The organism is Bradyrhizobium shewense (assembly GCF_900094605.1).
Lineage (GTDB): Bacteria > Pseudomonadota > Alphaproteobacteria > Rhizobiales > Xanthobacteraceae > Bradyrhizobium > Bradyrhizobium shewense.
Genome location: NZ_FMAI01000010.1, coordinates 155,894 through 178,918 on the forward strand (window position 1 = coordinate 155,894; position 23,025 = coordinate 178,918).

24 protein-coding genes are annotated in these 23,025 nt (G+C 65.1%); 16 read left to right on the top strand and 8 right to left on the bottom strand.

The window, feature by feature from the left end:
* Positions 1–40 precede the first annotated feature (40 nt).
* From ctaD to GA0061098_RS20470, 8 genes are all read left to right on the top strand, one after another.
* Positions 41–1,666, top strand: coding sequence for a cytochrome c oxidase subunit I (gene ctaD / locus GA0061098_RS20435; RefSeq protein WP_091959991.1), 1,626 nt, complete (start codon positions 41–43; stop codon positions 1,664–1,666).
* Positions 1,667–1,727: 61 nt separating this feature from the next.
* On the top strand, positions 1,728–2,672 hold the full coding sequence (locus tag GA0061098_RS20440) for a heme o synthase (protein ID WP_038948601.1): 945 nt from the start codon (positions 1,728–1,730) through the stop codon (positions 2,670–2,672).
* Positions 2,669–2,845: a CoxF protein gene (locus tag GA0061098_RS20445; protein ID WP_091959995.1), complete on the top strand. Its 177-nt coding sequence runs from the start codon at positions 2,669–2,671 to the stop codon at positions 2,843–2,845. Before GA0061098_RS20440 ends, GA0061098_RS20445 begins: the two co-directional genes overlap by 4 nt.
* Before the next feature lie 5 nt (positions 2,846–2,850).
* Positions 2,851–3,504 carry a cytochrome c oxidase assembly protein gene (locus tag GA0061098_RS20450; protein WP_091959998.1) on the top strand — a complete coding sequence of 218 codons (654 nt, stop codon included), beginning with the start codon at positions 2,851–2,853 and terminating at the stop codon, positions 3,502–3,504.
* A 78-nt stretch (positions 3,505–3,582) separates the two neighbouring features.
* Complete coding sequence (locus tag GA0061098_RS20455) at positions 3,583–4,479, top strand: cytochrome c oxidase subunit 3 (RefSeq protein WP_091960002.1); 897 nt, start codon at positions 3,583–3,585, stop codon at positions 4,477–4,479.
* A gap of 97 nt (positions 4,480–4,576) precedes the next feature.
* On the top strand, positions 4,577–4,978 hold the full coding sequence (locus GA0061098_RS20460; RefSeq protein WP_091960006.1) for a DUF983 domain-containing protein: 402 nt from the start codon (positions 4,577–4,579) through the stop codon (positions 4,976–4,978).
* The gene (locus GA0061098_RS20465; protein WP_091960011.1) at positions 4,975–5,727 is read left to right on the top strand and encodes an SURF1 family protein; all 753 of its coding nucleotides are present in this window, start codon (positions 4,975–4,977) and stop codon (positions 5,725–5,727) included. Before GA0061098_RS20460 ends, GA0061098_RS20465 begins: the two co-directional genes overlap by 4 nt.
* Positions 5,728–5,844: 117 nt before the next feature.
* Complete coding sequence (locus GA0061098_RS20470) at positions 5,845–6,210, top strand: nuclear transport factor 2 family protein (protein ID WP_091960016.1); 366 nt, start codon at positions 5,845–5,847, stop codon at positions 6,208–6,210.
* Between the two features lie 66 nt (positions 6,211–6,276).
* Here GA0061098_RS20470 and GA0061098_RS20475 read toward each other — a convergent pair whose 3' ends face one another.
* Positions 6,277–7,623, bottom strand: coding sequence for an ATP-binding protein (locus GA0061098_RS20475; RefSeq protein WP_091960020.1), 1,347 nt, complete (start codon positions 7,621–7,623; stop codon positions 6,277–6,279).
* An 86-nt stretch (positions 7,624–7,709) separates the two neighbouring features.
* Here GA0061098_RS20475 and GA0061098_RS20480 point away from each other — a divergent pair, with 86 nt between their 5' ends.
* From GA0061098_RS20480 to GA0061098_RS20500, 5 genes are all read left to right on the top strand, one after another.
* On the top strand, positions 7,710–8,354 hold the full coding sequence (locus GA0061098_RS20480; protein WP_091960024.1) for a response regulator transcription factor: 645 nt from the start codon (positions 7,710–7,712) through the stop codon (positions 8,352–8,354).
* 569 nt (positions 8,355–8,923) lie between these two features.
* Entirely contained in the window at positions 8,924–10,342 is a 1,419-nt protein-coding gene (thrC, locus tag GA0061098_RS20485; protein ID WP_165637493.1) for a threonine synthase, read from the top strand.
* Complete coding sequence (locus tag GA0061098_RS20490) at positions 10,339–11,628, top strand: M16 family metallopeptidase (RefSeq protein ID WP_091960031.1); 1,290 nt, start codon at positions 10,339–10,341, stop codon at positions 11,626–11,628. The genes thrC and GA0061098_RS20490 overlap by 4 nt, the downstream gene beginning before the upstream one ends.
* 39 nt (positions 11,629–11,667) lie before the next feature.
* Positions 11,668–12,255 carry a GNAT family N-acetyltransferase gene (locus GA0061098_RS20495; RefSeq protein ID WP_018316343.1) on the top strand — a complete coding sequence of 196 codons (588 nt, stop codon included), beginning with the start codon at positions 11,668–11,670 and terminating at the stop codon, positions 12,253–12,255.
* A gap of 161 nt (positions 12,256–12,416) precedes the next feature.
* Positions 12,417–13,067 (top strand): hypothetical protein, encoded by a 651-nt coding sequence (locus tag GA0061098_RS20500; RefSeq protein ID WP_091960035.1) that lies wholly within the window; start codon positions 12,417–12,419, stop codon positions 13,065–13,067.
* Between the two features lie 196 nt (positions 13,068–13,263).
* Here GA0061098_RS20500 and GA0061098_RS20505 read toward each other — a convergent pair whose 3' ends face one another.
* From GA0061098_RS20505 to GA0061098_RS20525, 5 genes are all read right to left on the bottom strand, one after another.
* Positions 13,264–13,749: a F0F1 ATP synthase subunit B family protein gene (locus GA0061098_RS20505; protein WP_091960043.1), complete on the bottom strand. Its 486-nt coding sequence runs from the start codon at positions 13,747–13,749 to the stop codon at positions 13,264–13,266.
* A gap of 5 nt (positions 13,750–13,754) precedes the next feature.
* On the bottom strand, positions 13,755–14,321 hold the full coding sequence (locus tag GA0061098_RS20510; RefSeq protein WP_091960047.1) for a F0F1 ATP synthase subunit B family protein: 567 nt from the start codon (positions 14,319–14,321) through the stop codon (positions 13,755–13,757).
* Positions 14,322–14,387: 66 nt separating this feature from the next.
* Positions 14,388–14,618 (bottom strand): F0F1 ATP synthase subunit C, encoded by a 231-nt coding sequence (locus tag GA0061098_RS20515; RefSeq protein WP_007599451.1) that lies wholly within the window; start codon positions 14,616–14,618, stop codon positions 14,388–14,390.
* A gap of 53 nt (positions 14,619–14,671) precedes the next feature.
* Positions 14,672–15,421: a F0F1 ATP synthase subunit A gene (locus GA0061098_RS20520; RefSeq protein WP_091960050.1), complete on the bottom strand. Its 750-nt coding sequence runs from the start codon at positions 15,419–15,421 to the stop codon at positions 14,672–14,674.
* Positions 15,422–15,533: 112 nt separating this feature from the next.
* Entirely contained in the window at positions 15,534–15,908 is a 375-nt protein-coding gene (locus GA0061098_RS20525; protein ID WP_091960055.1) for an AtpZ/AtpI family protein, read from the bottom strand.
* Positions 15,909–16,267: 359 nt separating this feature from the next.
* Here GA0061098_RS20525 and GA0061098_RS20535 point away from each other — a divergent pair, with 359 nt between their 5' ends.
* Positions 16,268–16,789, top strand: a complete 522-nt coding sequence (locus GA0061098_RS20535; protein WP_091960352.1) for a hypothetical protein — start codon at positions 16,268–16,270, stop codon at positions 16,787–16,789.
* Between the two features lie 176 nt (positions 16,790–16,965).
* Positions 16,966–17,439, top strand: coding sequence for a secondary thiamine-phosphate synthase enzyme YjbQ (locus GA0061098_RS20540; protein WP_091960059.1), 474 nt, complete (start codon positions 16,966–16,968; stop codon positions 17,437–17,439).
* Between the two features lie 77 nt (positions 17,440–17,516).
* Here the strand turns inward: GA0061098_RS20540 and GA0061098_RS20545 are convergent, their stop codons facing one another.
* Positions 17,517–19,142, bottom strand: coding sequence for an MFS transporter (locus GA0061098_RS20545; RefSeq protein WP_201760111.1), 1,626 nt, complete (start codon positions 19,140–19,142; stop codon positions 17,517–17,519).
* A gap of 338 nt (positions 19,143–19,480) precedes the next feature.
* Between GA0061098_RS20545 and GA0061098_RS20550 the strand changes: the two genes are divergently transcribed.
* The gene (locus GA0061098_RS20550; protein WP_018316334.1) at positions 19,481–20,152 is read left to right on the top strand and encodes a response regulator; all 672 of its coding nucleotides are present in this window, start codon (positions 19,481–19,483) and stop codon (positions 20,150–20,152) included.
* A gap of 5 nt (positions 20,153–20,157) precedes the next feature.
* On the opposite strand, the gene GA0061098_RS20555 is transcribed toward GA0061098_RS20550, so the two are convergent.
* Positions 20,158–23,019, bottom strand: a complete 2,862-nt coding sequence (locus GA0061098_RS20555) for an ATP-binding protein (protein WP_091960068.1) — start codon at positions 23,017–23,019, stop codon at positions 20,158–20,160.
* Between the last annotated feature and the right edge of the window lie 6 nt (positions 23,020–23,025).

The following is a 23,025-nucleotide window of genomic DNA, read 5'->3' on the forward strand; positions in this document are numbered from 1 at the left end:
CCTCCAGAGGTCCGATTGGGACGCAAGGCAGGATTTGAAAATGGCAACGAGCGCAGCGGCACACGGCGATCACGCCCAAGACCACGGACATGACGAGCATGCCCATCCGACCGGATGGCGCCGCTACGTCTATTCGACCAACCACAAGGACATCGGCACGATGTACCTGATCTTCGCGGTCATCGCCGGCGTCATCGGCGCCGCGATGTCGATCGCGATCCGTGCCGAGCTGATGTACCCGGGCGTGCAGATCTTCCACGAGACGCACACCTATAACGTGTTCGTGACCTCTCACGGCCTGATCATGATCTTCTTCATGGTCATGCCCGCGATGATCGGCGGCTTCGGCAACTGGTTCGTGCCGCTGATGATCGGCGCGCCCGACATGGCGTTCCCGCGCATGAACAACATCTCGTTCTGGCTGCTGCCGGCTTCCTTCGCCCTGCTGCTGATGTCGACCTTCGTCGAGGGCGAGCCGGGTGCCAACGGCGTCGGCGCCGGCTGGACCATGTACGTGCCGCTGTCGAGCTCGGGCCATCCGGGCCCGGCCGTCGACTTCGCGATCCTGTCGCTGCATCTGGCGGGTGCCTCGTCGATCCTCGGCGCCATCAACTTCATCACCACGATCTTCAACATGCGCGCGCCGGGCATGACCCTGCACAAGATGCCGCTGTTCGTGTGGTCGATCCTGGTGACGGTGTTCCTGCTGCTGTTGTCGCTGCCGGTGCTCGCCGGTGCGATCACCATGCTGCTCACCGACCGCAACTTCCACACGACGTTCTTCAACCCCGAAGGCGGCGGCGACCCCGTGCTGTTCCAGCATCTGTTCTGGTTCTTCGGCCACCCCGAGGTGTACATCCTGATCCTGCCGGCTTTCGGCATGGTCAGCCAGATCATCTCGACCTTCTCGCGCAAACCCGTGTTCGGCTATCTCGGCATGGCCTACGCCATGGTCGCGATCGGCGGCATCGGCTTCGTGGTGTGGGCGCACCACATGTACACGGTCGGCATGTCCTCGGCGACGCAGGCCTATTTCGTCGCGGCGACCATGGTCATCGCGGTTCCGACCGGCGTGAAGATCTTCTCGTGGATCGCCACGATGTGGGGCGGCTCGATCGAATTCCGGGCCCCGATGATCTGGGCGGTGGGCTTCATCTTCCTGTTCACGGTCGGCGGCGTCACCGGCGTCGTGCTGGCGAACGCGGGCGTCGACCGCGTGCTGCAGGAGACCTACTACGTCGTCGCGCACTTCCACTACGTGCTGTCGCTGGGCGCGGTGTTCGGAATCTTCGCCGGCTGGTACTACTGGTTCCCGAAGATGTCGGGCTACATGTACAACGAGACGCTCGCGAAGGCGCACTTCTGGGTCACCTTCATCGGCGTCAATCTGGTGTTCTTCCCGCAGCACTTCCTCGGCCTGTCGGGCATGCCGCGCCGCTATGTCGACTATCCCGACGCGTTCGCGGGCTGGAACCTGGTCTCGTCGGTCGGCTCCTACATCTCCGGCTTCGGCGTGCTGATCTTCCTCTACTGTGTGCTCGACGCCTTCATGAAGAAGGTGCCGGCCGGCGACAATCCGTGGGGTGCAGGTGCGACCACGCTGGAGTGGACCTTGCCCTCGCCGCCGCCCTTCCACCAGTTCGAAGTGCTGCCCCGCGTGCAGTGATCGATCTCCCGCGGCGCCCGTGACGGGCGCCGCGGCTCTATAACGAAGCGAGTTGAATTAAGTGTCCGTCCTCGACCACAACGCCATCGACATCAATCCCCGCATCTCCGAAGCCGAGGTGGGCGACTACATCGCGCTTCTGAAGCCGCGGGTGATGTCGCTGGTGATCTTCACCGCGCTGGTCGGGATGGCGATGGCGCCCGGGCATTTCCACTGGGTGCTGGCGATCACCTCGCTGCTCTGCATCGCCGTCGGCGCCGGTGCCTCCGGCGCGCTCAACATGGCGCTGGAAGGCGATATCGACTCCAAGATGTCGCGCACGGCGAACCGGCCGATTCCGCGCGGCCGCATCACCCGCCCTGAAGCCATGGCGTTCGGCCTGACGCTGTCCTTCTTCTCGGTGATGACGCTCGGCATCCTCGTCAACTGGATCGCGGGTGCGCTGCTCGCCTTCACCATCTTCTTCTACGTCGTGATCTACACGATGTGGCTGAAGCGCTGGACCGCGCAGAACATTGTGATCGGCGGTGCCGCCGGTGCGCTGCCGCCGGTGGTGGCCTGGGCCGCGGTCACGGGCACAGTCGACGTCGAGCCGCTGCTGCTGTTCGCCATCATCTTCTTCTGGACCCCGCCGCACTTCTGGGCGCTGGCGCTGTTCCGCTCCGACGATTATGCGCGCGCCGGCATTCCAATGCTTCCCAACGTCGCCGGTCCCGACGCGACGCGGCTCCAGATCCTGCTCTACACCATCGTGCTGATCGCGGTCGCCGCCGCGCCCTGGGCGCTCGGTTATTTCGACGCCGTCTACGGCATCGTCTCGCTGATCCTCGGCGCCGGCATGCTGGTGCTCGCGATCAACGTCTATCTGCGCCGCGAGCGAGCTGCGTCGCTGCGCGCGACCCGCAAGCTGTTCGCCTTCTCGATCCTCTATCTGTTCGTGCTGTTCGCGACCCTGCTGGCCGAAGTCGTGTTCCGGGCACTTGCTCCGCTTGTAGGGGGCGCATGATCGCAGGGATGATCGACAAACCCGAGCCAGATGGAATCGTCCTCACCGAGGCGCAGAAGAAGAGCCGTCGTCACCGTTCGATTGCGATCGCGCTCGCGCTCGGCGTGCTCGTGGTGCTGTTCTTCGCCGTCACCATGGTCAAGGGGCCGGCAGTCCTCGTGCGGCCGATGTAGGAAACATGGATCACGAGCCGACCATATCGCAGGATGTCAGCGCCAAGCCGGCCAATCGTGAGCCGACCAAGGGCCGCGGGCTGGGTCGCGACGTGGTGGTTGCTTCCATCTGCGGCGGCGTGGTCGCGCTGATGGTCGGTGCCTCCTACGCGGCGGTGCCGTTCTACAACTGGTTCTGCCGCGCCACCGGCTTCAACGGCACGACCCAGGTCGCGACCTCCGCGCCGGCCACCGGCCCGATCGCGCGGAAAATCTCGGTGCGCTTCGATTCCAACGTCGCCCCGGGCCTGCCCTGGAAGTTCGAGCCGGAGCAGAGCGAGATCGAGGTCAATATCGGCCAGGTCGTGACCGTCTTCTACACCGTGACCAACCAGGCTGCGCGCACCACTGCCGCGCAGGCTGCCTACAATGTCGCGCCGCTGACGGTCGGCTCCTATTTCCAGAAGATCAACTGCTTCTGCTTCACCGAGCAGACCATGGCGCCCGGCGAGAAGCGCGAGATGCCGGTCGTGTTCTACGTCGATCCGTCGATCGCCGACGATCACGAGAACGACGGGCTGAACACGATCACGCTGTCCTACACCTTCTATCCGGTGAAGGATCCCGTGGTGAAGCCGCTGGCATCGGGCGAAGGCGACAAGCGCAAGGGAAATCTTTGATCGCCGGGCTCACGCTCAGGCGGTTGGAAACAAGGGGATAAGTGCCCGACAGGCACGGGATTGAGGAGAGAGACCGAAATGGCTACGGCGCACACCAAGCATCACGACTATCACCTGGTCGATCCCTCGCCCTGGCCGGCCGTCGGTTCGCTCTCGGCCTTCATCATGGCGGTCGGCGCGATCACCTGGATGCATCACATGTTCGCGGCCGCGCCGATCGTGTTCGGCGTCGGCACCGTGGGCGTGCTCTACACCATGGCGAGCTGGTGGGGCGACGTGATCAAGGAAGCCCAGTACAAGGGCGACCACACCCGCGTCGTGCAGCTGCATCACCGCTACGGCATGATCCTGTTCATCGCCTCCGAGGTGATGTTCTTCGTCGCCTGGTTCTGGGCCTATTTCAACGCCGCGCTGTTTCCGGCCGACGCCGTTCACGCCACCCGCGATGCCGTGTTCGGCTGCGGCCTCGGCACCCAGGCCGGCGCCTGCGCCGTCCCCGGCACTTGGCCGCCGCATGGCATCGAGACCTTCGATCCCTGGCACCTGCCGCTCCTGAACACGCTGATCCTGCTCACGTCAGGCACCACCGTGACCTGGGCGCACCACGCGCTGCTCGAGAACGACCGCCAGGGCCTGAAATACGGCCTGATCCTCACCGTCGTGCTCGGCGCGCTCTTCACCTGCGTGCAGGCCTATGAGTACAGCCATGCGGCGTTCTCGTTCGGCGGCAACGTCTATGGCGCGACCTTCTTCATGGCGACCGGCTTCCACGGCTTCCACGTGCTGGTCGGCACCATCTTCCTGCTGGTGTGCCTGTTCCGCGCCTATGCCGGCCACTTCACGCCGAAGCAGCATCTTGGTTTCGAGTTCGCCGCCTGGTACTGGCACTTCGTCGACGTGGTCTGGCTGTTCCTGTTCCTCTGCATCTACGTCTGGGGACACGGGGCCGAGACCATGGCCCACGGCGCGCACTGAGCCGCGACAACGAGATCAGAAAGGGCGGCCGCTGGGCCGCCCTTTCGCTTTTGGGCCGCCGGAAGCTCCCGCGAAAACTGTGATAGAGTCTGCGATCATGAACGACACCACCGGCCCGTCCGTGCCTGAAACCACCGTCCTGCAAAGCGCGCTGCGCGGTCTTGCCTGCCGATGCCCGCGCTGCGGCCAGGGCAAGCTCTATGCAGGCTTCCTGACGCTCGCACCCGCCTGCGACCGCTGCGGTCTCGACTATGCCTTCATCGATACCGGCGACGGGCCGGCGATCTTCATCATCATGCTGGCCGGTGGGATCGTGGTAGCGGCTGCGCTCATCGTCGAGGTCAAGTACCAGCCGCCGTACTGGCTGCATGCGGCGCTGTGGTTGCCGCTGATCCTGGTCACCACGCTGTTGCCGCTGCGTGCGATGAAGTCGCTGCTGATCGCGCTGCAATTCCACCACAAGGCGGCGCCGGGCCGGTTGGTCGACCGCGCGAAATGAACCAGCCTGCGCGCAAGCCTCGCGTGGCCGGCTTCGCGCTGTTCACGCTGTTCCTGACGGCCGTCTTCATCGCGCTCGGTGTCTGGCAATTGCAGCGCCGGACCGCCAAGCACGCGCTGGTCGCGGCGCTCACCGAGCGCCTTGCAGAGGCGCCCATCGCGCTGCCGCCGCCTTCGCAATGGGCTGCACTCAATCCCGCGCGCGACGAATTCCGCCGCGTCAGCTTCACCGCGACCTACGCAGCCCTGCCGGATGCGATGGTCTATTCCTCGGGCTCGGCGGTGCGCAAGGACGCCTCCGGCCCCGGCACCTGGGCGTTCCTGCCGGCGCGGCTTCCCAGCGGCGAGACGGTCGTGATCGATGCGGGCTTCGTCGAGAACACCATGCAGGATCGCAGCGTCGAGGATCGCGCGGTGAAGAAGCTCGTTACCGGGCAGCCGGTCGCGCTCACCGGTTATCTGCGCTTTCCCGAGCCGTCCGGTTGGCTGACGCCGGCGGAGAACCGCGGCAAGCGGCTCTGGTTCGTGCGCGATCATCCGGCCATCGCAAGTGCGCTCGGCTGGGGCGCGGTTGCGCCGTTCTATGTCGACCTCGAGCAACCGGTGCCCGAGAACGGCATCCCGCGCCCGGGGCCGCTCGACGTGCATCTAAAGGACGATCACCTGCAATACGCCGTCACCTGGTTCCTGCTCGCCGGCGCCGTGCTGATCGCCTTCGCCGTGTGGGCAAGAGGCCGGCGGCAGAGCTGAGCTCTACCGTAGATACCGCGAGGGAACCCGGTATCGCCCGGGGTTTATTATTCAGCGCACATTCACGAGTGTGGTTCTAAGCCGCCGGTGAGTTTCCGCGGCAGACAGGATTGCGGCGTGAGCGATTTCGACCAGATGGGAATTGTCGTCGATTGGGTGGACGCCTGCCGGAAGGGCGACCTACCGACGTTGCTCGACCTCTATGCGGACGACGCCCAGGTCGAATGCACGTGCAACGGTGCGCAGCGCTATCGCGGCCGCAGCGAGCTCGAGGCCTATTGGCAGCCGCGACTTAGTGCCTTCTCGTTGGCAGGTTTCGGGCTGGAGGAGATCCATCCCGCGCCCCATGGCGTCGATCTCGAATATTCCGTCGCCGGCGCGCTACGCATTCACGCCTCGTTTCGCTTCAGCCCCGAAGGCAAGATCCACAGCACGCTGTGCGAGCCGGCGCAACAGAACGCGCATCATGGCTGCGCCTGTTAGGGCGTGCTCCGGACCCGAAGGGCCGCGTTAGCGCAAGGTGTGCGGCGGTTTTTCGACAAGACATCCTCATCCAATGGGCTGGACCGGCGCCTCGCGTGCCGGTTTGGCCGGAAGGCGGCAGCGTACATGGGTTCGCCCATCCACGCGCAACAGTGACAGCGATCCGCTGAGCGCGCGCACGCGCTCATGCATGCCGGTCAGGCCGCGGCCGAAAACGTTGCCCTCGGGAAAGCCGCCGCCGTCGTCGGAGATCTCGACGACGAGCGCCTCGCCGGTGACGGTTGCCTGGACATGGGCGTTGCTGGCCTTGGCGTGGCGCAGCACGTTGGTCAGCGCCTCCTGGATCACCCGATAGACGGTCTGGGCCAGCGGCCCGGCGATGCCGTCGAGACCCGGATCGATCGTGTCCGTCAGGACGATGTGCGGTGCCTGCTTGCGAAAGTTCTGGAGCAGCGTCTGCACGCTGGTCGAAAGGCCAAGCTCCTGAATGTAGAGCGGCCGCAACCGATCAAGGATGCGGCGGTTGGTCTGCTGGAGCGCCTCGACCGATTGCAGCACATCCTGGGCTGACTTGCCGAGATTTCCCACCTGCCGCGAGGCGTCGACCAGCGCGATCGTGCCGGCGCGGATGCTGAACAGCAGCGGTCCGAGCTCGTCGTGCAATTCGCGCGCGAGATCGCGCCGTTCGTCGTCCTGGAGCGACACCAGGCGGTGCATCAGATCGCGATTGTCCTGGCTCAATTGCACCAGCGTCGCGGCCAGTGCATTTGCTTCCGCACAGCTCTGCCGGATCTCCGGCGGCCCTCCGACCGGGATCGGCTTTGCGTAGTCGCCGCGCCGCATCCGTGTGAGGCCTTCACCGAGATGCTGCAGGGGACGCAGTGCCGATCCCGCGAAGACGTAAGCGATGATTCCGGTGAGCACGGTCAGCATGGCGACGAGGCCGGTCAGCGCCAGGAAGCCGATCCACTTCTCGAACAGGTCGGCCGACAGGTCCGGCAGGAACACGATATCGCCGACACGCCTGCCATCGATCAGCACCGGGGTCGCAGCGTCCATGTCCGGTACCATGAGCAGGTTGACAAACCACTGCGGAACCCCCTGCAGGTTGTGCCGGCCGTCCTTTGGCGACTCCGCAGGAGGGCCTTCCGCGGAACGGAACTGGATGTCCGAGGAGGTGGTCAAGGATTGGACAAAGGCGTCGAGCGTCTTCCCGGGGTCGTCCGACGCGCGCAGAGTGTTGTTGAGTGCGGTCGCGATAGTCCGGGTCGAACGTCGAGCGGGCTCGTTCTCGTCGGCCAGCTGACCGGCTGCGAAGATCTGGAGCAGCACGCCGCCCAGGATCAGCGCTGCGAGAAAGCTCGCGCCGAGCGGAAGGAACAGTTGCGTTCTGAACGAGAGTCGTTGCCACATTAGGTCAATTCTAACGCGCATCGGCGGGATTTACTCTTTCCATTTGTTCCCGCCGGTCTAAGAGTCGAAAAACAAGAGAGTGCGCGATGCAAGATACCGCCAAGCCGGCGACCAGGATCCTGATTGTCGATGACCACCCCGTGGTGCTGTCCGGTTGCCGCACCCTGTTCGCTTCGGACCATTCGATCCGTATCGACGAGGCAACCGACGCCAAATCCGGCCATCGCGCCTATGTCAGCAAGCGGCCCGACGTTACCGTGATCGACATCAGCCTGCCCGATGTCTCCGGCTTCGAGCTGATGCGACGCATCCGCAAGGACGACCCCGACGCCAAGATCATCATGTTCAGCATGAACGACGATCCGGCCTTCGTGGTGCGGGCGGTCGAGCTTGGGGCGCAGGGCTATGTCTCCAAGGGCGATGATCCCAGGATCCTGCTGAAAGCGGTGCGCAAGGTGGTCGCGGGCGACAATTATATCTCACCGCAACTCGCGGAAGCCGTGACGTTTTCCGGCGCGGCGATCAAGGCCAACCCGGCCTCGCAGATGACGCCGCGGGAGCTCGAAATTCTCCGCCTGCTCGGACGCGGCGACAAGATCGTGGAAGTCGCCGAGGCGCTCGGCATCTCCTACAAGACCGTCGCCAACACCACGTCCCTGCTCAAGCAGAAGCTAGGAGCCAAGAACCATTCCGACCTGATCAGAATCGCGGTTGAAATCGAGCTGAATTGACGGCCCGGGCGCTGGCGGCCCGGCACCGACGGCACCGAACCGGCTGCTCCAGGATGCAGCCGGTTCGGCGAGACGGATTGGTGTCGGCGTGCAGCCGGGCAATGCATGGACACCGCCGACACCCATCCGCGGACACAATGGGTCGAGGTGACATTCGTTCCGAAGCCCCCGCAATTGCCGGGATAAAATGGCAATCCTTGGCACCGGTTCGCTGGAACGCGCCCGCATAAGCTTGGGCATGTCGGGAAAAATAGGAACATCTTCCCGCGCTCGTCGTTTTCGCCCTTGACGATTTCGTGACTGACGGCGAAAGGTTGCCGGACAAGTTTCAGCGGGGACGGCGACCCCAGAGGCAAACCGGTCTGCACATATCAACGACAGACCTTCCAAGAGAGGGCTGCGGCACCGCCGCAGCCCTTTTTGCTGGGCAGGGGTGCCGGCGGGAAGCGGTTTCCTGATGCCGCAAAACACTTTATGGTGGCCCAAAGCCTCTGGCTGTTAACAAGTAATTTCGTAAAATCAAAGGCTTAACGAGCGGGCGCAGGCCCGGTCGGCCTTTGGAGGGCAGTTTGACTCGTTATATCTCGACCCGGGGCGAGGCCCCCGAACTCGGCTTCTGCGACGTGATGCTGACCGGGCTTGCGCGCGACGGCGGCCTGTATGTGCCGACGATCTGGCCGCAGCTCTCTGCCGAGACCATCGCCGGCTTCTTCGGCCGCCCCTATTGGGAGGTCGCGGTCGACGTGATCCGTCCCTTCGTCGGCGGCGAGATTTCGGACGCCGAGCTTGGCCGCATGGCGAACGAGGCCTACGCGACCTTCCGCCATCCGGCGGTGGTGCCGCTGCGCCAGATGTCGCCGCACCAATTCGTGCTGGAGCTGTTCCACGGTCCGACGCTCGCCTTCAAGGACGTGGCGATGCAGCTGATCTCGCGGCTGATGGACCACGTGCTCGCCAAACGCGGCCAGCGCACGACCATCGTGGTCGCCACCTCAGGCGACACCGGCGGCGCTGCGGTCGAAGCCTTCGCCGGCCTCGAGAACGTGGATCTCATCGTGCTGTTCCCGCACGGCCGCATCTCCGAGGTGCAGCGGCGGATGATGACGTCCACAGGCGCGGCCAATGTCCATGCGCTGGCCATCGAGGGCAATTTCGACGACTGCCAGGCGCTCGTGAAGGGGATGTTCAACAACCATCGCTTCCGCGATGCGACCTCGCTCTCCGGCGTCAATTCGATCAACTGGGCGCGCATCGTCGCCCAGGTCGTCTACTATTTCACCTCCGCCGTTGCGGTCGGCGCGCCGGCGCGCGCGGTGGACTTCGTCGTGCCGACCGGCAATTTCGGCGACATCTTCGCCGGCTACGTCGCCAAGCGGATGGGACTGCCGGTGCGGACCCTGCGCATCGCCGCCAACGTCAACGACATCCTGGCGCGCACGCTGAAGACCGGGATCTACGAGGTGCGCGAGGTGCACGCGACGGCGTCGCCGTCGATGGACATCCAGATCTCGTCCAATTTCGAACGGCTGCTGTTCGAAGCCGGTAAGCGCGATGCGGCGGGCGTGCGCCGCCTGATGGATTCGCTGAAGCAGTCGGGACGTTTCGTGCTGCCCGATGCGACGCTGGCCGCGATCCGCGAGGAGTTCGACGCCGGGCGCGCCGACGAGACCGAGACCGCGGCTGCGATCCGCGCCGGCTGGCGCGAGGCAGGCGAGCTGGTCGATCCCCATACGGCGGTGGCGCTCGCCGTCGCCGATCGCGACACCACCGACACGAGGGTGCCGAGCATCGTGCTCTCCACCGCCCATCCGGCCAAATTCCCCGACGCTGTCGAAGCTGCCTGCGGCCAGCGGCCGCAACTGCCGGCCTGGCTCGACGGATTGATGACCAAATCCGAACACATGAAGGTGATGAAGAACGATCAGGCCGAGGTCGAGCGGTTCGTGCTGTCGGTCAGCCGCGCCGCAAAGCAGGGAGTTGCCGGATGAGCGTCGAGATTTCCAAGCTTGCCTCCGGCCTGACCGTCGTCACCGACAAGATGCCCCATCTCGAGACCGCGGCGCTCGGCGTCTGGGCCGGCGTCGGCGGACGCGACGAGAAGCCGAACGAGCACGGCATCTCGCATCTGCTCGAGCACATGGCGTTCAAGGGCACGACGAAACGCTCCTCGCGCGAGATCGTCGAGGAGATCGAGGCGGTCGGCGGCGACCTCAATGCCGGCACCTCGACCGAGACCACGTCCTATTACGCGCGGGTGCTCAAGGCCGACGTGCCGCTCGCGCTCGACGTGCTTGCCGACATCCTCGCCAATCCCGCCTTCGAGCCCGACGAGCTGGAGCGCGAGAAGAACGTCATCGTGCAGGAGATCGGTGCCGCGCAGGATACGCCCGATGACGTCGTGTTCGAGCATCTCAACGAGCTCTGCTACCCCGACCAGCCGATGGGCCGCTCGCTGCTCGGCACGGCGAAGACGCTGCGCGCCTTCAATCGCGATTCGCTGCGCGACTATCTCTCGACGCATTATCGCGGGCCCGACATGGTGGTGGCTGCGGCCGGTGCGGTCGATCACAAGCAAGTGGTCGCTGAGGTCGAGAAGCGCTTCGCAAGTTTTGAGGGGACGCCGGGTCCCAAACCGCAGGCGGCCATGTTCGGCAAGGGTGGTACCAAGGTGGTGCATCGCGAGCTGGAGCAGGCGCATCTGACGCTGGCGCTGGAAGGCGTGCCGCAGAGCGATCCGTCGCTGTTCTCGCTCCAGGTCTTCACCAACATCCTCGGCGGCGGAATGTCGTCGCGCCTGTTCCAGGAGGTGCGCGAGAAGCGCGGTCTCTGCTACTCGATCTATTCGTTCCACGCGCCCTATACCGACACCGGCTTCTTCGGCCTCTACACCGGCACCGATCCGGCCGACGCGCCGGAGATGATGGAGGTCGTGGTCGACATCATGAACGATTCGGTCGAGACGCTGACCGAGGCCGAGATCGCGCGGGCCAAGGCGCAGATGAAGGCGGGCCTCCTGATGGCGCTGGAGAGCTGCTCTTCGCGCGCCGAGCAACTGGCGCGCCACGTGCTGGCCTATGGCCGGCCGCAGACGGTCGAGGAGCTGGTGGCCCGGATCGACGCCGTCAGCGTCGAATCGACCCGGGACGCGGCGCGTGCGCTGCTGTCGCGGAGCCGGCCTGCCGTTGTCGCATTAGGCAGTGGCAGGGGTCTGGACACGGCGGTGTCTTTTGCGGAAGGATTGACGCGGGCACGTGCCAAGGCGCGGCTGCATTAGGAGCCGCGCGCGGGCTGAGCTGCCCCGGGAAGCATCACCATGGCCCTCTTTCGCCTGCCGTCCAGTGGACCCGCCGCCCTCGCGCCGCGCGGTAACGGGCTGTTACTGCGTGCGCCGCAGATGTCGGACTTCCTGCAATGGGCGCATTTGCGCGAAACCAGCCGCGATTACCTGACGCCCTGGGAGCCGATCTGGCCGTCTGACGATCTCACCCGCTCCGGCTTCCGCCGCCGCCTGCGCCGCTATTCCGAGGACATTGCCGCCGACCGTTCCTATCCCTTTCTGATCTTCCGGGAGCTCGATGGCGCCATGGTCGGCGGCATCACGCTGGCCAATGTCCGGCGCGGCATCGTGCAGGCCGGCACCATCGGCTATTGGGTCGGCCAACCCCATGCCCATCGCGGCTACATGACGGCTGCACTGCGGGTGCTCCTGCCGACGCTGTTCGGCGAGCTCAATCTGCACCGGGTCGAGGCCGCCTGCATCCCCACCAATGCGCCGTCGATCCGGGTGCTGGAGAAGTGCGGTTTCTCCCGCGAGGGCCTGGCGCGCCGCTATCTCTGCATCAACGGGGTCTGGCAGGACCATTTGCTGTTCGGCCTGCTGCATGAGGATTTCCGCGGCTGAGCGGCTCGCTTCATTGGGTCAAGTCCCCTGGTCAAGTCCCCTGGCCAAGTCCCTGGCCAAGTCCCCCTTTTTGCTGCCTTGGGTTCGCCGATTTTGGCGATATAACCCGCATGCCCCGGCCGGCGATCGGCCGGACAATTGTCATTGGAGTACGGGCTTTGATGGTGAAGCAGCTTCGGTCATCGCGGAATGTGCTGCGGCGGATGCCGGCGATCGCGCTGGCATTGTCGATGTCGTTCGCGGCGGTTTCGCCGGTGGCCGCCCAGTCCTTGACCGACCGCTTCAAGAGCCTGTTCGGTGGCAAGTCGGATGAGCCGGCCCCGCCCAAGCCCGCGCCTGCGCCTGGCCAGCCGGCGGAAGACGACCTCGATTGCCCGCAGGTGACGGTGCGCGCGGGCGCATCGACCTACGCGGTGGGGGCGGCCGGCAAGCCGGCCGTCGGCAACGAGATCCGCTTCCAGGCCTCGATCACCAAGATGGCGCGCGAATGTTCCCGCAGCAGTGTCGGCATCACGGCCCGGATCGGAATCCAGGGCCGCGTGATCGCCGGTCCCGCCGGCGCGCCCGCCACCGTCGAGGTCCCCTTGCGTGTCGCGGTGGTGCAGGGCGGCGTCGGCGAGAAAGTGATCGCCTCGAAGGCTTACCGGACCACGGTCGAGATGTCGGAAGGCGGCAGCGTGCCCTTCACCTTCATCGTCGAGGATTTGGCTTATCCCACGCCCTCGGCCGCGTCCGCCGATTCCTATGTCTTCTATGTCGGCTTCGACCCGCAGGCGCTCTCGCCCGAGCCGAAGGCGCGGAAGAAGAAGTAGGGGGCTCGTGCCCCGGACGCAGCGCAGCGCTTCTTCAGCGGTGCGCTGCAGAGCCGGGGCCCATGCCGCGGCACACTGGGTCCCGGCTCTGCGTCGCGTCAATTCATGACGCGCCGCGTCCGGGACACGAGAGTCTTTCGAAAACAAAAAAGCCGGCGCTCATCGCGCCGGCTTTTGATTGGTGAAGGCAAAACCCTCAGTTCAGCTTCTGGCGAACCTCGGTGATGCCCTTGGCGAGCAGATCGTCGGCGACCGAGCCCTTGACCGACTGCGACAGGATCGTGGAGGCGGCCTGGACGGCGGCTTCCGCGGCTGCGGCGCGGACATCGGCGAGCGCCTGAGCCTCGGCGAGCGCGATCTTGCTCTCCGCGGTCTTGGTCCGGCGGGCGACGAAGTCTTCCATCTTCGCCTTGGCGTCGGCCGCGATGCGCTCGGCTTCGGCCTTGGCGTTGGCGATGATGTCGGCAGCTTCGCGCTCGGCCGTGGCGCTGCGCGCCTTGTAGTCGGCAAGCACCTTGGCCGCTTCCTGCTTGAGGCGCGTCGCGTCGTCGAGTTCGGCCTTGATGCGGGCGGCACGATGATCCAGCGCCGTCATCGCCGACTTGAAGACCCCGAGATAGGCGAACACGACCATCAGGATCACGAAGGCGATGGCGACCCAGGTTTCAGGATCGAAGAACATCTCGACTAACCTTTCAGGGACGCATCGACCGCGGCATTGACCGACGCGGCGTCGGGAACGACGCCGGTGAGCTGCTGCACGATCTGACCTGCCGCATCGGCCGCGATGCCGCGGACGTTGCTCATGGCGGTGGCGCGGGTCGAGGCGATGGTCTTCTCCGCCCCGGCGAGCTTGGCCGCCAATTGTTCTTCCAGCGTCTTGCGCTCGGCTTCCGCCTGCGCATTCGCCTTGTCGCGGGATTCGTTGCCGATCGCCTGTGCCCGCGTGCGCGCCGAAGCGAGCTCGGTTTCATAGGCCTTCAGCGCCGCGTCGGACTGGTCCTTCAGCTTCTGCGCCTCGGCGAGGTCACCCTCGATCTTGTTCTGACGCGCCTCGATCGCACCGCCGACCTTCGGCAGAGCAAGCTTGGACACGATCACGTAAAGCAGGACGAAGAAGATCGCGAGCGACACCAGTTGTGAAGCGTAGTTGCTGCTCTCGAACGGCGGAAAACCGCCACCGTGGTGACTACCGTCAGCCCCGGTGTGAGCGCCCGCCGCCGGACCTTTTGCGCCGCCATGACTTTCAGCCACGGAGTTCTCCTGTTGCTGTCACACGCGCCGTCCCAATGGAATGGAACGGCGCGAAAAACGTCGTCCTCAGAGCGGAACGAACAGCAGCAGCAGCGCGATCAGCAGCGAGAAAATGCCGAGCGCTTCGGTCACGGCGAAGCCGAAGATCAGGTTGCCGAACTGGCCCTGAGCGGCCGAAGGGTTGCGAACGGCTGCGGCGAGGTAGTTGCCGAAGATCACGCCGACGCCGACGCCCGCGCCGCCCATGCCGATGCATGCGATGCCCGCGCCGATAAGTTTTGCTGCTGCCGGATCCATTTTAGACTCCTTGGAAGAAAGATTGGGTTGTGGGTGGAAATTCCCCGGACCGCTCAGTGTCCCGGATGAATGGCGTCGTTGAGGTAGATGCAGGTCAGGATCGCAAACACATAGGCTTGCAGGAACGCGACCAGAATCTCGAGCGCGTACAGCGCGACCGTGAGAGCCAGCGGCAGCACGCCGCCGACCCAGCCCAGTGCCCCGAGCGAGAAGCCGAGCATGGCGACGAAGCCCGCGAACACCTTCAGCGCGATGTGGCCGGCCAGCATGTTGGCGAACAGACGGACGCTGTGGGAGACCGGCCGCAGAAAGAACGACAGGATCTCGATGAACATCACCAGCGGCAGGATGTAGCCGGGGACGCCGTGGGGCACGAAGATCGAGAAGAATTTCAGACCGTTCTTGGCGACGCCGTAGATCAGGACGGTGAAGAAGACCAGAAGCGCGAGCGCCGCCGTCACGATCAGATGGCTCGAGATCGTGAAGGTGTAGGGGATGATGCCGACCAGGTTCGAGACGCAGATGAACATGAACAGCGAGAAAATCAGCGGGAAGAACTTCATCCCTTCCGCGCCGGCCGTCGAACGGATGGTCGAGGCGACGAATTCGTAGGAGATTTCGGCAACCGACTGCAGACGCCCCGGAACCAGCTGCGTGCCGCTGGCGAGCATCAGGATCGAGATCACCGCCACCGCCACCAGCATGTAGAGCGACGAATTGGTGAAGGCGATCGTGTGATTGCCGATATGGCCCAGGGTGAAGAGAGGCTCGATGTTGAACTGGTGGATCGGGTCGATTTTCATCAGCGCGGCATCTCTTGGTCTGCCGGGCAATGCCGGCGGGTCTCGGTCTGCCGGCCGGGCCGGCCCGTACCGGCAAGGCCGGCACGATCATTCCTCTCCTGGTGCGGATCGGCTAAGACCCACCGCGCCTGTTTTGACCCGCACCCGCCGTTCTCACCACATTCACCACGCCGGCGACGAAGCCAAGCAACAGGAACACGATAAATCCGAAAGGCGACGTCGACAGCAAGCGGTCGAAACCCCAGCCAATCCCCGCTCCGACAACGACCCCGGCGACCAACTCGGAGGATAACCGGAAACCAAGCGCCATCGCCGAAGCTCTGGCCGCTCTGTCTTCACCGTCACCTGCGGGTTGCTCGGTCTTGATTCGTCGGTCCCGGAGTTCGGACAACCGCTGATCAAGTTTTCCGAGCCGTTCGGAAAGCGCAGCTTCCTCGGACGATCTATCGCGATCCCCATTCTCGCCGTGTCCCGTGCCCTGTGTCATGCAACGAAGACCCGAAACGCTGCGGCTGAATGGAAATTGCGCCCGCCACCCTCAAAAGCCGCGCGGACCATACTGATGGCCCATAATCAAGTCAAGCCAAGTCACGATTGCGTCGCTTTCGGTTATGTAGCTGATTTACTTGATGATATTGGCGCGCACGGCAGCGCTGCACACAGCGTGACGCCGCACCGCAGCAGCAGGCCTCAGGATCGGCGAAGGCGGCCGCCCTTTCGCCACGCTGCCGGGATCGAAGACGCCGCCGCGATCGTTGATACGGGGGCGTGTTTTGGGCGGCGGATCGCCTCACCGGGGTGTAGAATTTGCGAGAGGGCCACCTGCACGTCGTGGCGGAGAGCGCGATGAGACCAGTGACGTCATCCACAACATCATGGCTTGCGCTGGCGGCGTTCGCCGCCGCGGTGGCGATCGGCGGCGACCTCGAGGCCGCGCAATCCACGCCCGACAGCGAGAACGGCCGCTACAGCATGACGCCCATCCCCGAGGGCGTGCTGCGGCTCGACACGCGCACCGGCACGGTATCGACCTGCACCAAGAACGGCGCCGGCTGGGCCTGCTACGCGGTGCCCGACGAACGGACCGCGCTCGATGCCGAGATCGGCCGGCTCCAGGCCGAGGTCGAGCGGCTGAAGGGACAGCTCGCGGCCGGACCGACGGTGTCCGGCAAGATCGACGAGGCGCTGCCGAAATCCGACCCGCTGAAGAAAGCGGAGCCCAAGGGCGCCGAGGGCGAGCGCAAGATCGAGATCCCGCTGCCGAGCGACCAGGACGTCGACCGCGTGATGTCGTTTCTGGAAAAGGCCTGGCGGCGGCTGATCGACATCGCCAACCGCGTCCAGAAGGACGTGTCGGGGAAGATTTGAGGACCCCTTCGCGCCATCCATGCGTTGAGGTGCCGTAGTGCCGTAGTGCCGTAGGGTGGGCAAAGGCGTTCTTACGCCGTGCCCACGATATCTTTACGACCGGTGAAGGAAGACGTGGGCACGGCGCTTCGCGCCTTTGCCCACCCTACGGCAGCTTTGCAAGTTGAGAGAATTCCATGACACCAGCCAGATCAGTCACCCGCTCGGCGCCATCGTCGGTGCAAGCCGACACCATCGCATCGTCATTGCTGACCGTGCAGACATCGGGCCACGGCTTCACCGATCTGACCAGCGAGGCTGCAAAATTCATCGCCGAGGTTCACGCGCGCGACGGCGCGCTGACGCTGTTCATCCGCCATACCTCGGCCTCGCTGACGATCCAGGAGAATGCCGATCCGTCCGTGCTCGTCGATCTCACCACGGCACTGTCCCGGCTGGCGCCGGAGAATGCCGGGTGGACCCACGACACCGAAGGACCCGACGACATGCCGGCACATATCAAGACGATGCTGACCGGGGCCTCGCTTCAGGTCCCGGTCTTGAGCGGCAGGCTTGCCCTCGGCACCTGGCAGGCGATCTACTTGATCGAGCACCGCAAGCGCCCGCACCAGCGCGAGGTGGTGCTGCAATTCGTCGGCAGTAATCAGTAAAGCAATTTTAGCGCTCAAAACAAAACCGGCCGCGGATCGCTCCGCGGCCGGCTCATTGTGCTTATCGGTGCTTTCGATCAGGTCGCCTTGATGTCGACGTCCTTGGTCTCGGGCAGGAAGAAGAACCCGATCACGACGGTAATCGATGCGAAGATGACCGGATACCAGAGGCCGGCATAGATATCGCCGGTCGAGGCCACGATGGCGAAGGCGGTCGCGGGCAACAGGCCGCCGAACCAGCCGTTACCGATGTGGTAGGGCAGCGACATCGAGGTGTAGCGGATGCGGGTCGGGAACAGTTCGACCAGCATTGCGGCGATCGGGCCGTACACCATGGTGACGAAGAGCACCAGGATGAACAGCAGCCCGACAACCGCGGCTACCTGCGGACGGAAGATGTCGAACGGATGCGCCATCTTCACGATGCCGGTGTCGCCGGCCTTCGGATAGCCGGCTGCCTGCACCGCGGCGAGAACCGCCGGGTTGCCGTCCTTGGCGTTGGCGTAGGCGACGTCCTTGCCGTTGACCACCACCTTGACGCCCGAGCCGGCCGCGCCCGGCGTGGTCGAGTACTTGACCGACGATTGCGACAGATAAGCGCGTGCGGTGTCGCAAGGTGAGGTGAAGACACGGGTGCCGACCGGGTTGAACAGGTCGCCGCAACCCGCGGGATCCGCCACCACGTCGACCTTGACCGATTCGATCGCCTTTTCCAGCGCCGGGTTGGCGTTGGTGGTGATCATCTTGAAGATCGGGAAGAAGGTCAGCGCCGCGATCAGACAGCCGCCGAGGATGATCGGCTTGCGGCCGATCTTGTCGGACAGGATGCCGAACACGATGAAGAAGCCGGTGCCGAGCAGCAGCGACCAGGCGATCAGCAGGTTGGCGGTGTAACCGTCGACCTTCAGGATCGATTGCAGGAAGAACAGCGCGTAGAACTGGCCGGTGTACCAGACGACGCCCTGGCCCATCACGCCGCCGAGCAGCGCGAGCAGCACGAGCTTGCCGTTCTGCCAGTTGCCGAAGGCTTCGGTCAGCGGCGCCTTCGAGCTCTTCCCCTCGTCCTTCATCTTCTGGAAGATCGGGGATTCATTGAGGCGAAGCCGGATCCAGACCGAGATGCCGAGCAGCAGCACCGAGACCAGGAACGGGATGCGCCAGCCCCACGCCGCGAAGTCGGTCTCGCCGAGGGCGCTACGGGTGAACAGGATCACCAGCAGCGACAGGAACAGGCCGAGCGTCGCGGTGGTCTGAATGAAGGAGGTGTAGTAGCCGCGCTTGCCGTTCGGAGCATGTTCCGCGACGTAGGTCGCCGCGCCGCCATACTCACCGCCGAGCGCCAGGCCCTGGGCGAGGCGCAGCGCGATCAGGATGATCGGAGCCGCGATGCCGATGGTCGCCGCGTTCGGCAGCAGGCCGACGATGAAGGTCGACAGACCCATGATCAGGATGGTGACGAGGAAGGTGTATTTGCGGCCGACGATATCGCCGACGCGGCCGAACACGATCGCGCCGAACGGACGCACCAGGAAGCCGGCTGCGAATGCCAGCAGCGCGAAGATGTCGCGGGTTGCCGGCGGATAGGCCGAGAAGAACTGCGCGCCGATGATGCCGGCCAGCGAACCGTAGAGGTAGAAATCGTACCACTCGAAGACGGTACCGAGCGATGAGGCGAGAATGACGAACCGTTCGTCCTTCGTCATCCCTCCCGCGCCTGCTTGAGATACGGCCATTGTCGACATATTGAGTCGCTCCCCGAATTGCGTTTCCTCGCGCCCCAGACGTCCGGACATGCCGGATCAACCCAGGTCTTGCCCGCAAGGTAACATCGGCGTGAAACCCGCCCCAATACGACTTTCGGCCTTGCGCACTGACGCGTAGCTGACGCCCGGTATCGGGCACCGGCGCGCCGCCACGTAGGCTTCCGGATTAACCCCTTTGCAGCAAAGGGATAATGTGCACTTGCATGCCACGGCCGCTCGGGGAAGAATTGATACATCCGGGATCTGTCCGCCGGCCCGCGAACGACAGCAAGAGAACGATGAACGCTCCCTCGACCCATCTCGTCATCGCCGATGACCATCCTCTTTTCCGCGACGCGCTGCGACAGGCGGTGGCCGGCGTCCTGACCTCGGCCAGGATCGACGAGGCCGGATCGTTCGAGGATCTGACCAAGCTCCTGGAACAGACCTCGGATGTCGACCTGATCCTGCTCGACCTCTCGATGCCCGGGATCTCAGGCTTTTCCGGCCTGATCTATCTGCGTGCGCAATATCCGGCGATTCCGGTGGTGATCGTCTCGGCGTCCGACGACAGCGCCACGATCCGCCGCTCGCTCGATTTCGGCGCCTCCGGCTTCATTCCCAAGCGATTCGGCGTCGAGACCCTGCGCGACGCCATCCTCAAGGTGATGGAGGGTGACGTCTGGGTTCCCGCCGACACCGATTTGTCGGCTGCGGCCGATCCCGACATGACGCGCCTGCGCGACCGCCTGGTGACACTGACGCCGCAGCAGGTCCGGGTCCTGATGATGCTGTCGGAGGGCCTCCTCAACAAGCAGATCGCCTATGAGCTCGGGGTCTCCGAGGCCACCATCAAGGCACATGTCTCGGCGATCCTGCAAAAGCTCGGCGTCGAAAGCCGCACCCAGGCGGTGATCGCGGCCGCCAAGATCGCCGGCGGCCAGTGGAAGCAGGGCACGCCGACGGGGTGAGCCCGCTACAGCGTCTTCAGGAGCGCATCGGCGGCCCTGATATCTTCAGTCTCGGAACCTGCAGCGAAACCTTCGCGTGCCGATTGAAGTAATCGCGTGGCTTCCTTGCCGCGGCGCCGGTGGGCAAGGAGCTGCGCCAGATCGATTGCTGCGCGCAGTTCCCACGCTTTGGCGCCCTTCGCGCGGCTGAGTTCCAGCGCCTGCATCAGGCAGGCCTCGGCTTCCTCGATCTGCGGCTCCGGCAGGTGCGACAGGACCGTGCCTTTCATGCGCAACAGCTCGGGCATGTAGAGGTGATCGCCGCTCTGCTCGACGAGTCGGATCGCGTCGTCGATCAGCTGTGCGCTCTGCTCGATCTGGCCGAGCGCCAACAATCCCTGAACCAGCGCGATGTTGAACGTCGTGGTCAGCAGCTCGTAGCCGGCATCGTGGAGCTCGCGCAGACAAGTCCTGATCGTCTCGACGCCACCGGCCGCATCGCCGCGCCGGATCGCCAGCTCGCCTTTGACGCCGCGGCCGACGGCGAGATAAGGCCCCATCGAGCGCGACGTCGCATGCGCGATGAAGCGGTCGATATTCGCGTCCGCACCGTCAAGGTCTCCGCTCCAGAGATCAATCGCGACCGTCCAGATCAGCGCAATGCAGAGCGTGATCGGGTGATCCATCTGCGCGGCCTCGGTGACCGTCTGTCGCGCCAGTTGCAGCGCATCCGCGGGCCGGCCCTGCAGCCAGAGCTCGCGAGCAAGCGTGATGCCAGCCCGGTTGCGATGATCGAAGCCGTGGACGGTGCTGATTCGCTCCGTGCCCGGTCCCTGCCAGGCCACCTCCAGCATCTTCAGCGCGTCGCGATGCTCGCCTGCCAGATGCAAGGAGACGCCGAGGAGGGAATGGGCGAGGGCGATCGAGGCGGGATCGCCCAGCGACCTCGCAACCCCGAGGCTCTGCTGCGCATAGCCGAGCGCGGCGTCGAACTCTCCCATCCGCTCGTGAAAGATATGCATCCGGCCGAGCAGCTGGAGCTGGTTGATCTCGTCGCCGCGCGCTTCGGCGATCGCAAGGCTCCGGCTCAGGGCGCTGCGCGCCGCTTCGCTGCCGCCCCGGGTGAACATCAGGGTCAGTCCGAGGGCGGCCTGGATGTGCATTTCCTCGGCGCTGCCGCGCGAGGAGGAATCCATTGCCAGCAGCGCCCGTTCCGACCAGCGCCGGCATTCGATCAACAAGGACATCGCCAGGAAGATCGGCGCCGCGGCGGCGGCGAGCGCAATGCCGATGCCGAGATCACCGCCCGCCCCGAAGCACCAGTCGAGCGCGGCGCGCACATTGTGAAGTGCGGAGAAGTGAGCAGCTCGTTCGTCCGCGCTCGGCACGGCGGCCCATGTCATGCCGGCCTGTTCCAGCCATCGCCGGTAGTAAGTCGCGTGGCGGGCAGCGAGAGCCGCGTCGTCGGGCTCGATCTCGAGCAGATAGGCGCGCGTCGTGTCGAGCAGGCGGTAGCGCATCATGGCGCCGATGGGGCGCGGCGCGACCATCGATTTGGCCACGAGACTGTCGACGGCGTCGAACAGGCGGGCCTGGTCAACGCGCTCGTCCGGCACGACCTCGAGCGCCGCGTCGATGGTGAAATGCCCGGCGAAGACCGCAAGCCTGCTCAGTACGAGGCGTTCGAGATCCGACAGCAGTCCGTAGCTCCAGTCGAGCGTGGCCTGCAGCGTCTTCTGCCGGGGCGGCGCCGTTCGCTGGCCCTGCCAGAGCAGATTGAGGCGCTCGTCGAGCAACGCGGCCGTCTGCTCCAGGCCGTAGGCTTCGACCCGGCCGGCGGCGAGCTCGATCGCCAGCGCCATGCCGTCGAGCTTGCGGCAGATCCTCGCGATGATCGCGGCATTGGCGTCATCGAGACTGATCTGCGCGCCGCTGGCCGTGGCACGTTCGAGGAATAGTTGCAGCGCCGGATAGGTCTGCGCTGCGGCGACCGTCAGTCCGGAGCCGTCGGGCGGAACGGCAAGCGGCGCCAATCGATAGACCTGCTCGCCCTCGACGCGCAGCGCTTCGCGGCTGGTCGCGAGGATATGGACATGCGGCGCCGCCTGGAAGATGTCGGCCGCCAGCGGTGCGGCGGTCGCGATGACATGTTCGCAATTGTCGAGAACCAGCAGCATCCGCTTGTCCCTGACATGCGCGAGCAGCGCGGGCAGGGGATCGTCGGTCTCGGCCGGCAAGCCCAGCATCAGCAGGATCGAGGTGATCACGAGATCGGGATCGCTGAGCGCGGCGAGATCAACAAAGTGCGCTGCGTCGGAGAAAGTCTCGAGCAGGTCGTGGGCGATCGCCACTGCGACCGCCGTCTTGCCGACGCCGCCGGGACCGACGATCGTGACAAAGCGCGAGGCGATGAGCTTGTCGGAGACGGCGGCGATCTCATCGTCGCGCCCGACCATCCGCTGCAACCGGTTCGGCAGTTTTACCGGCGGCAATTCCAGCCGCGGCGCGGGGTGCTGGGCTGCCGCAATGCCTGTTTGCGAAATCGGCGCTGCGAGTTGCGAAATCGGTGCCACGAAGCAATAGCCGCGGCCGGAGAGCGTCGTGATGTAGCGGGCGCCGTCCTTGCCGTCGCCGAGCGCCTTGCGCAGCGCTGCGACGTGAAAGCGCAGATTGGCCTCCTCGACGGTGATGCCGGGCCACACCAGCGCCATCAGGTCCCATTTGCCGACGACCTGGTTCGGTCGCGACATCAGCGCCATCAGCGTGTCGAACGCTTTCGCGCCGAGCGGCAACGCGACGCCGTCGCGCATCACGAGCCGTTCATGCGGCGTCACGGAGAATGGCCCGAACGATAAAGTTCCCGTTGCGGTGCCGGCCGGCTCTGTCATGGCAAA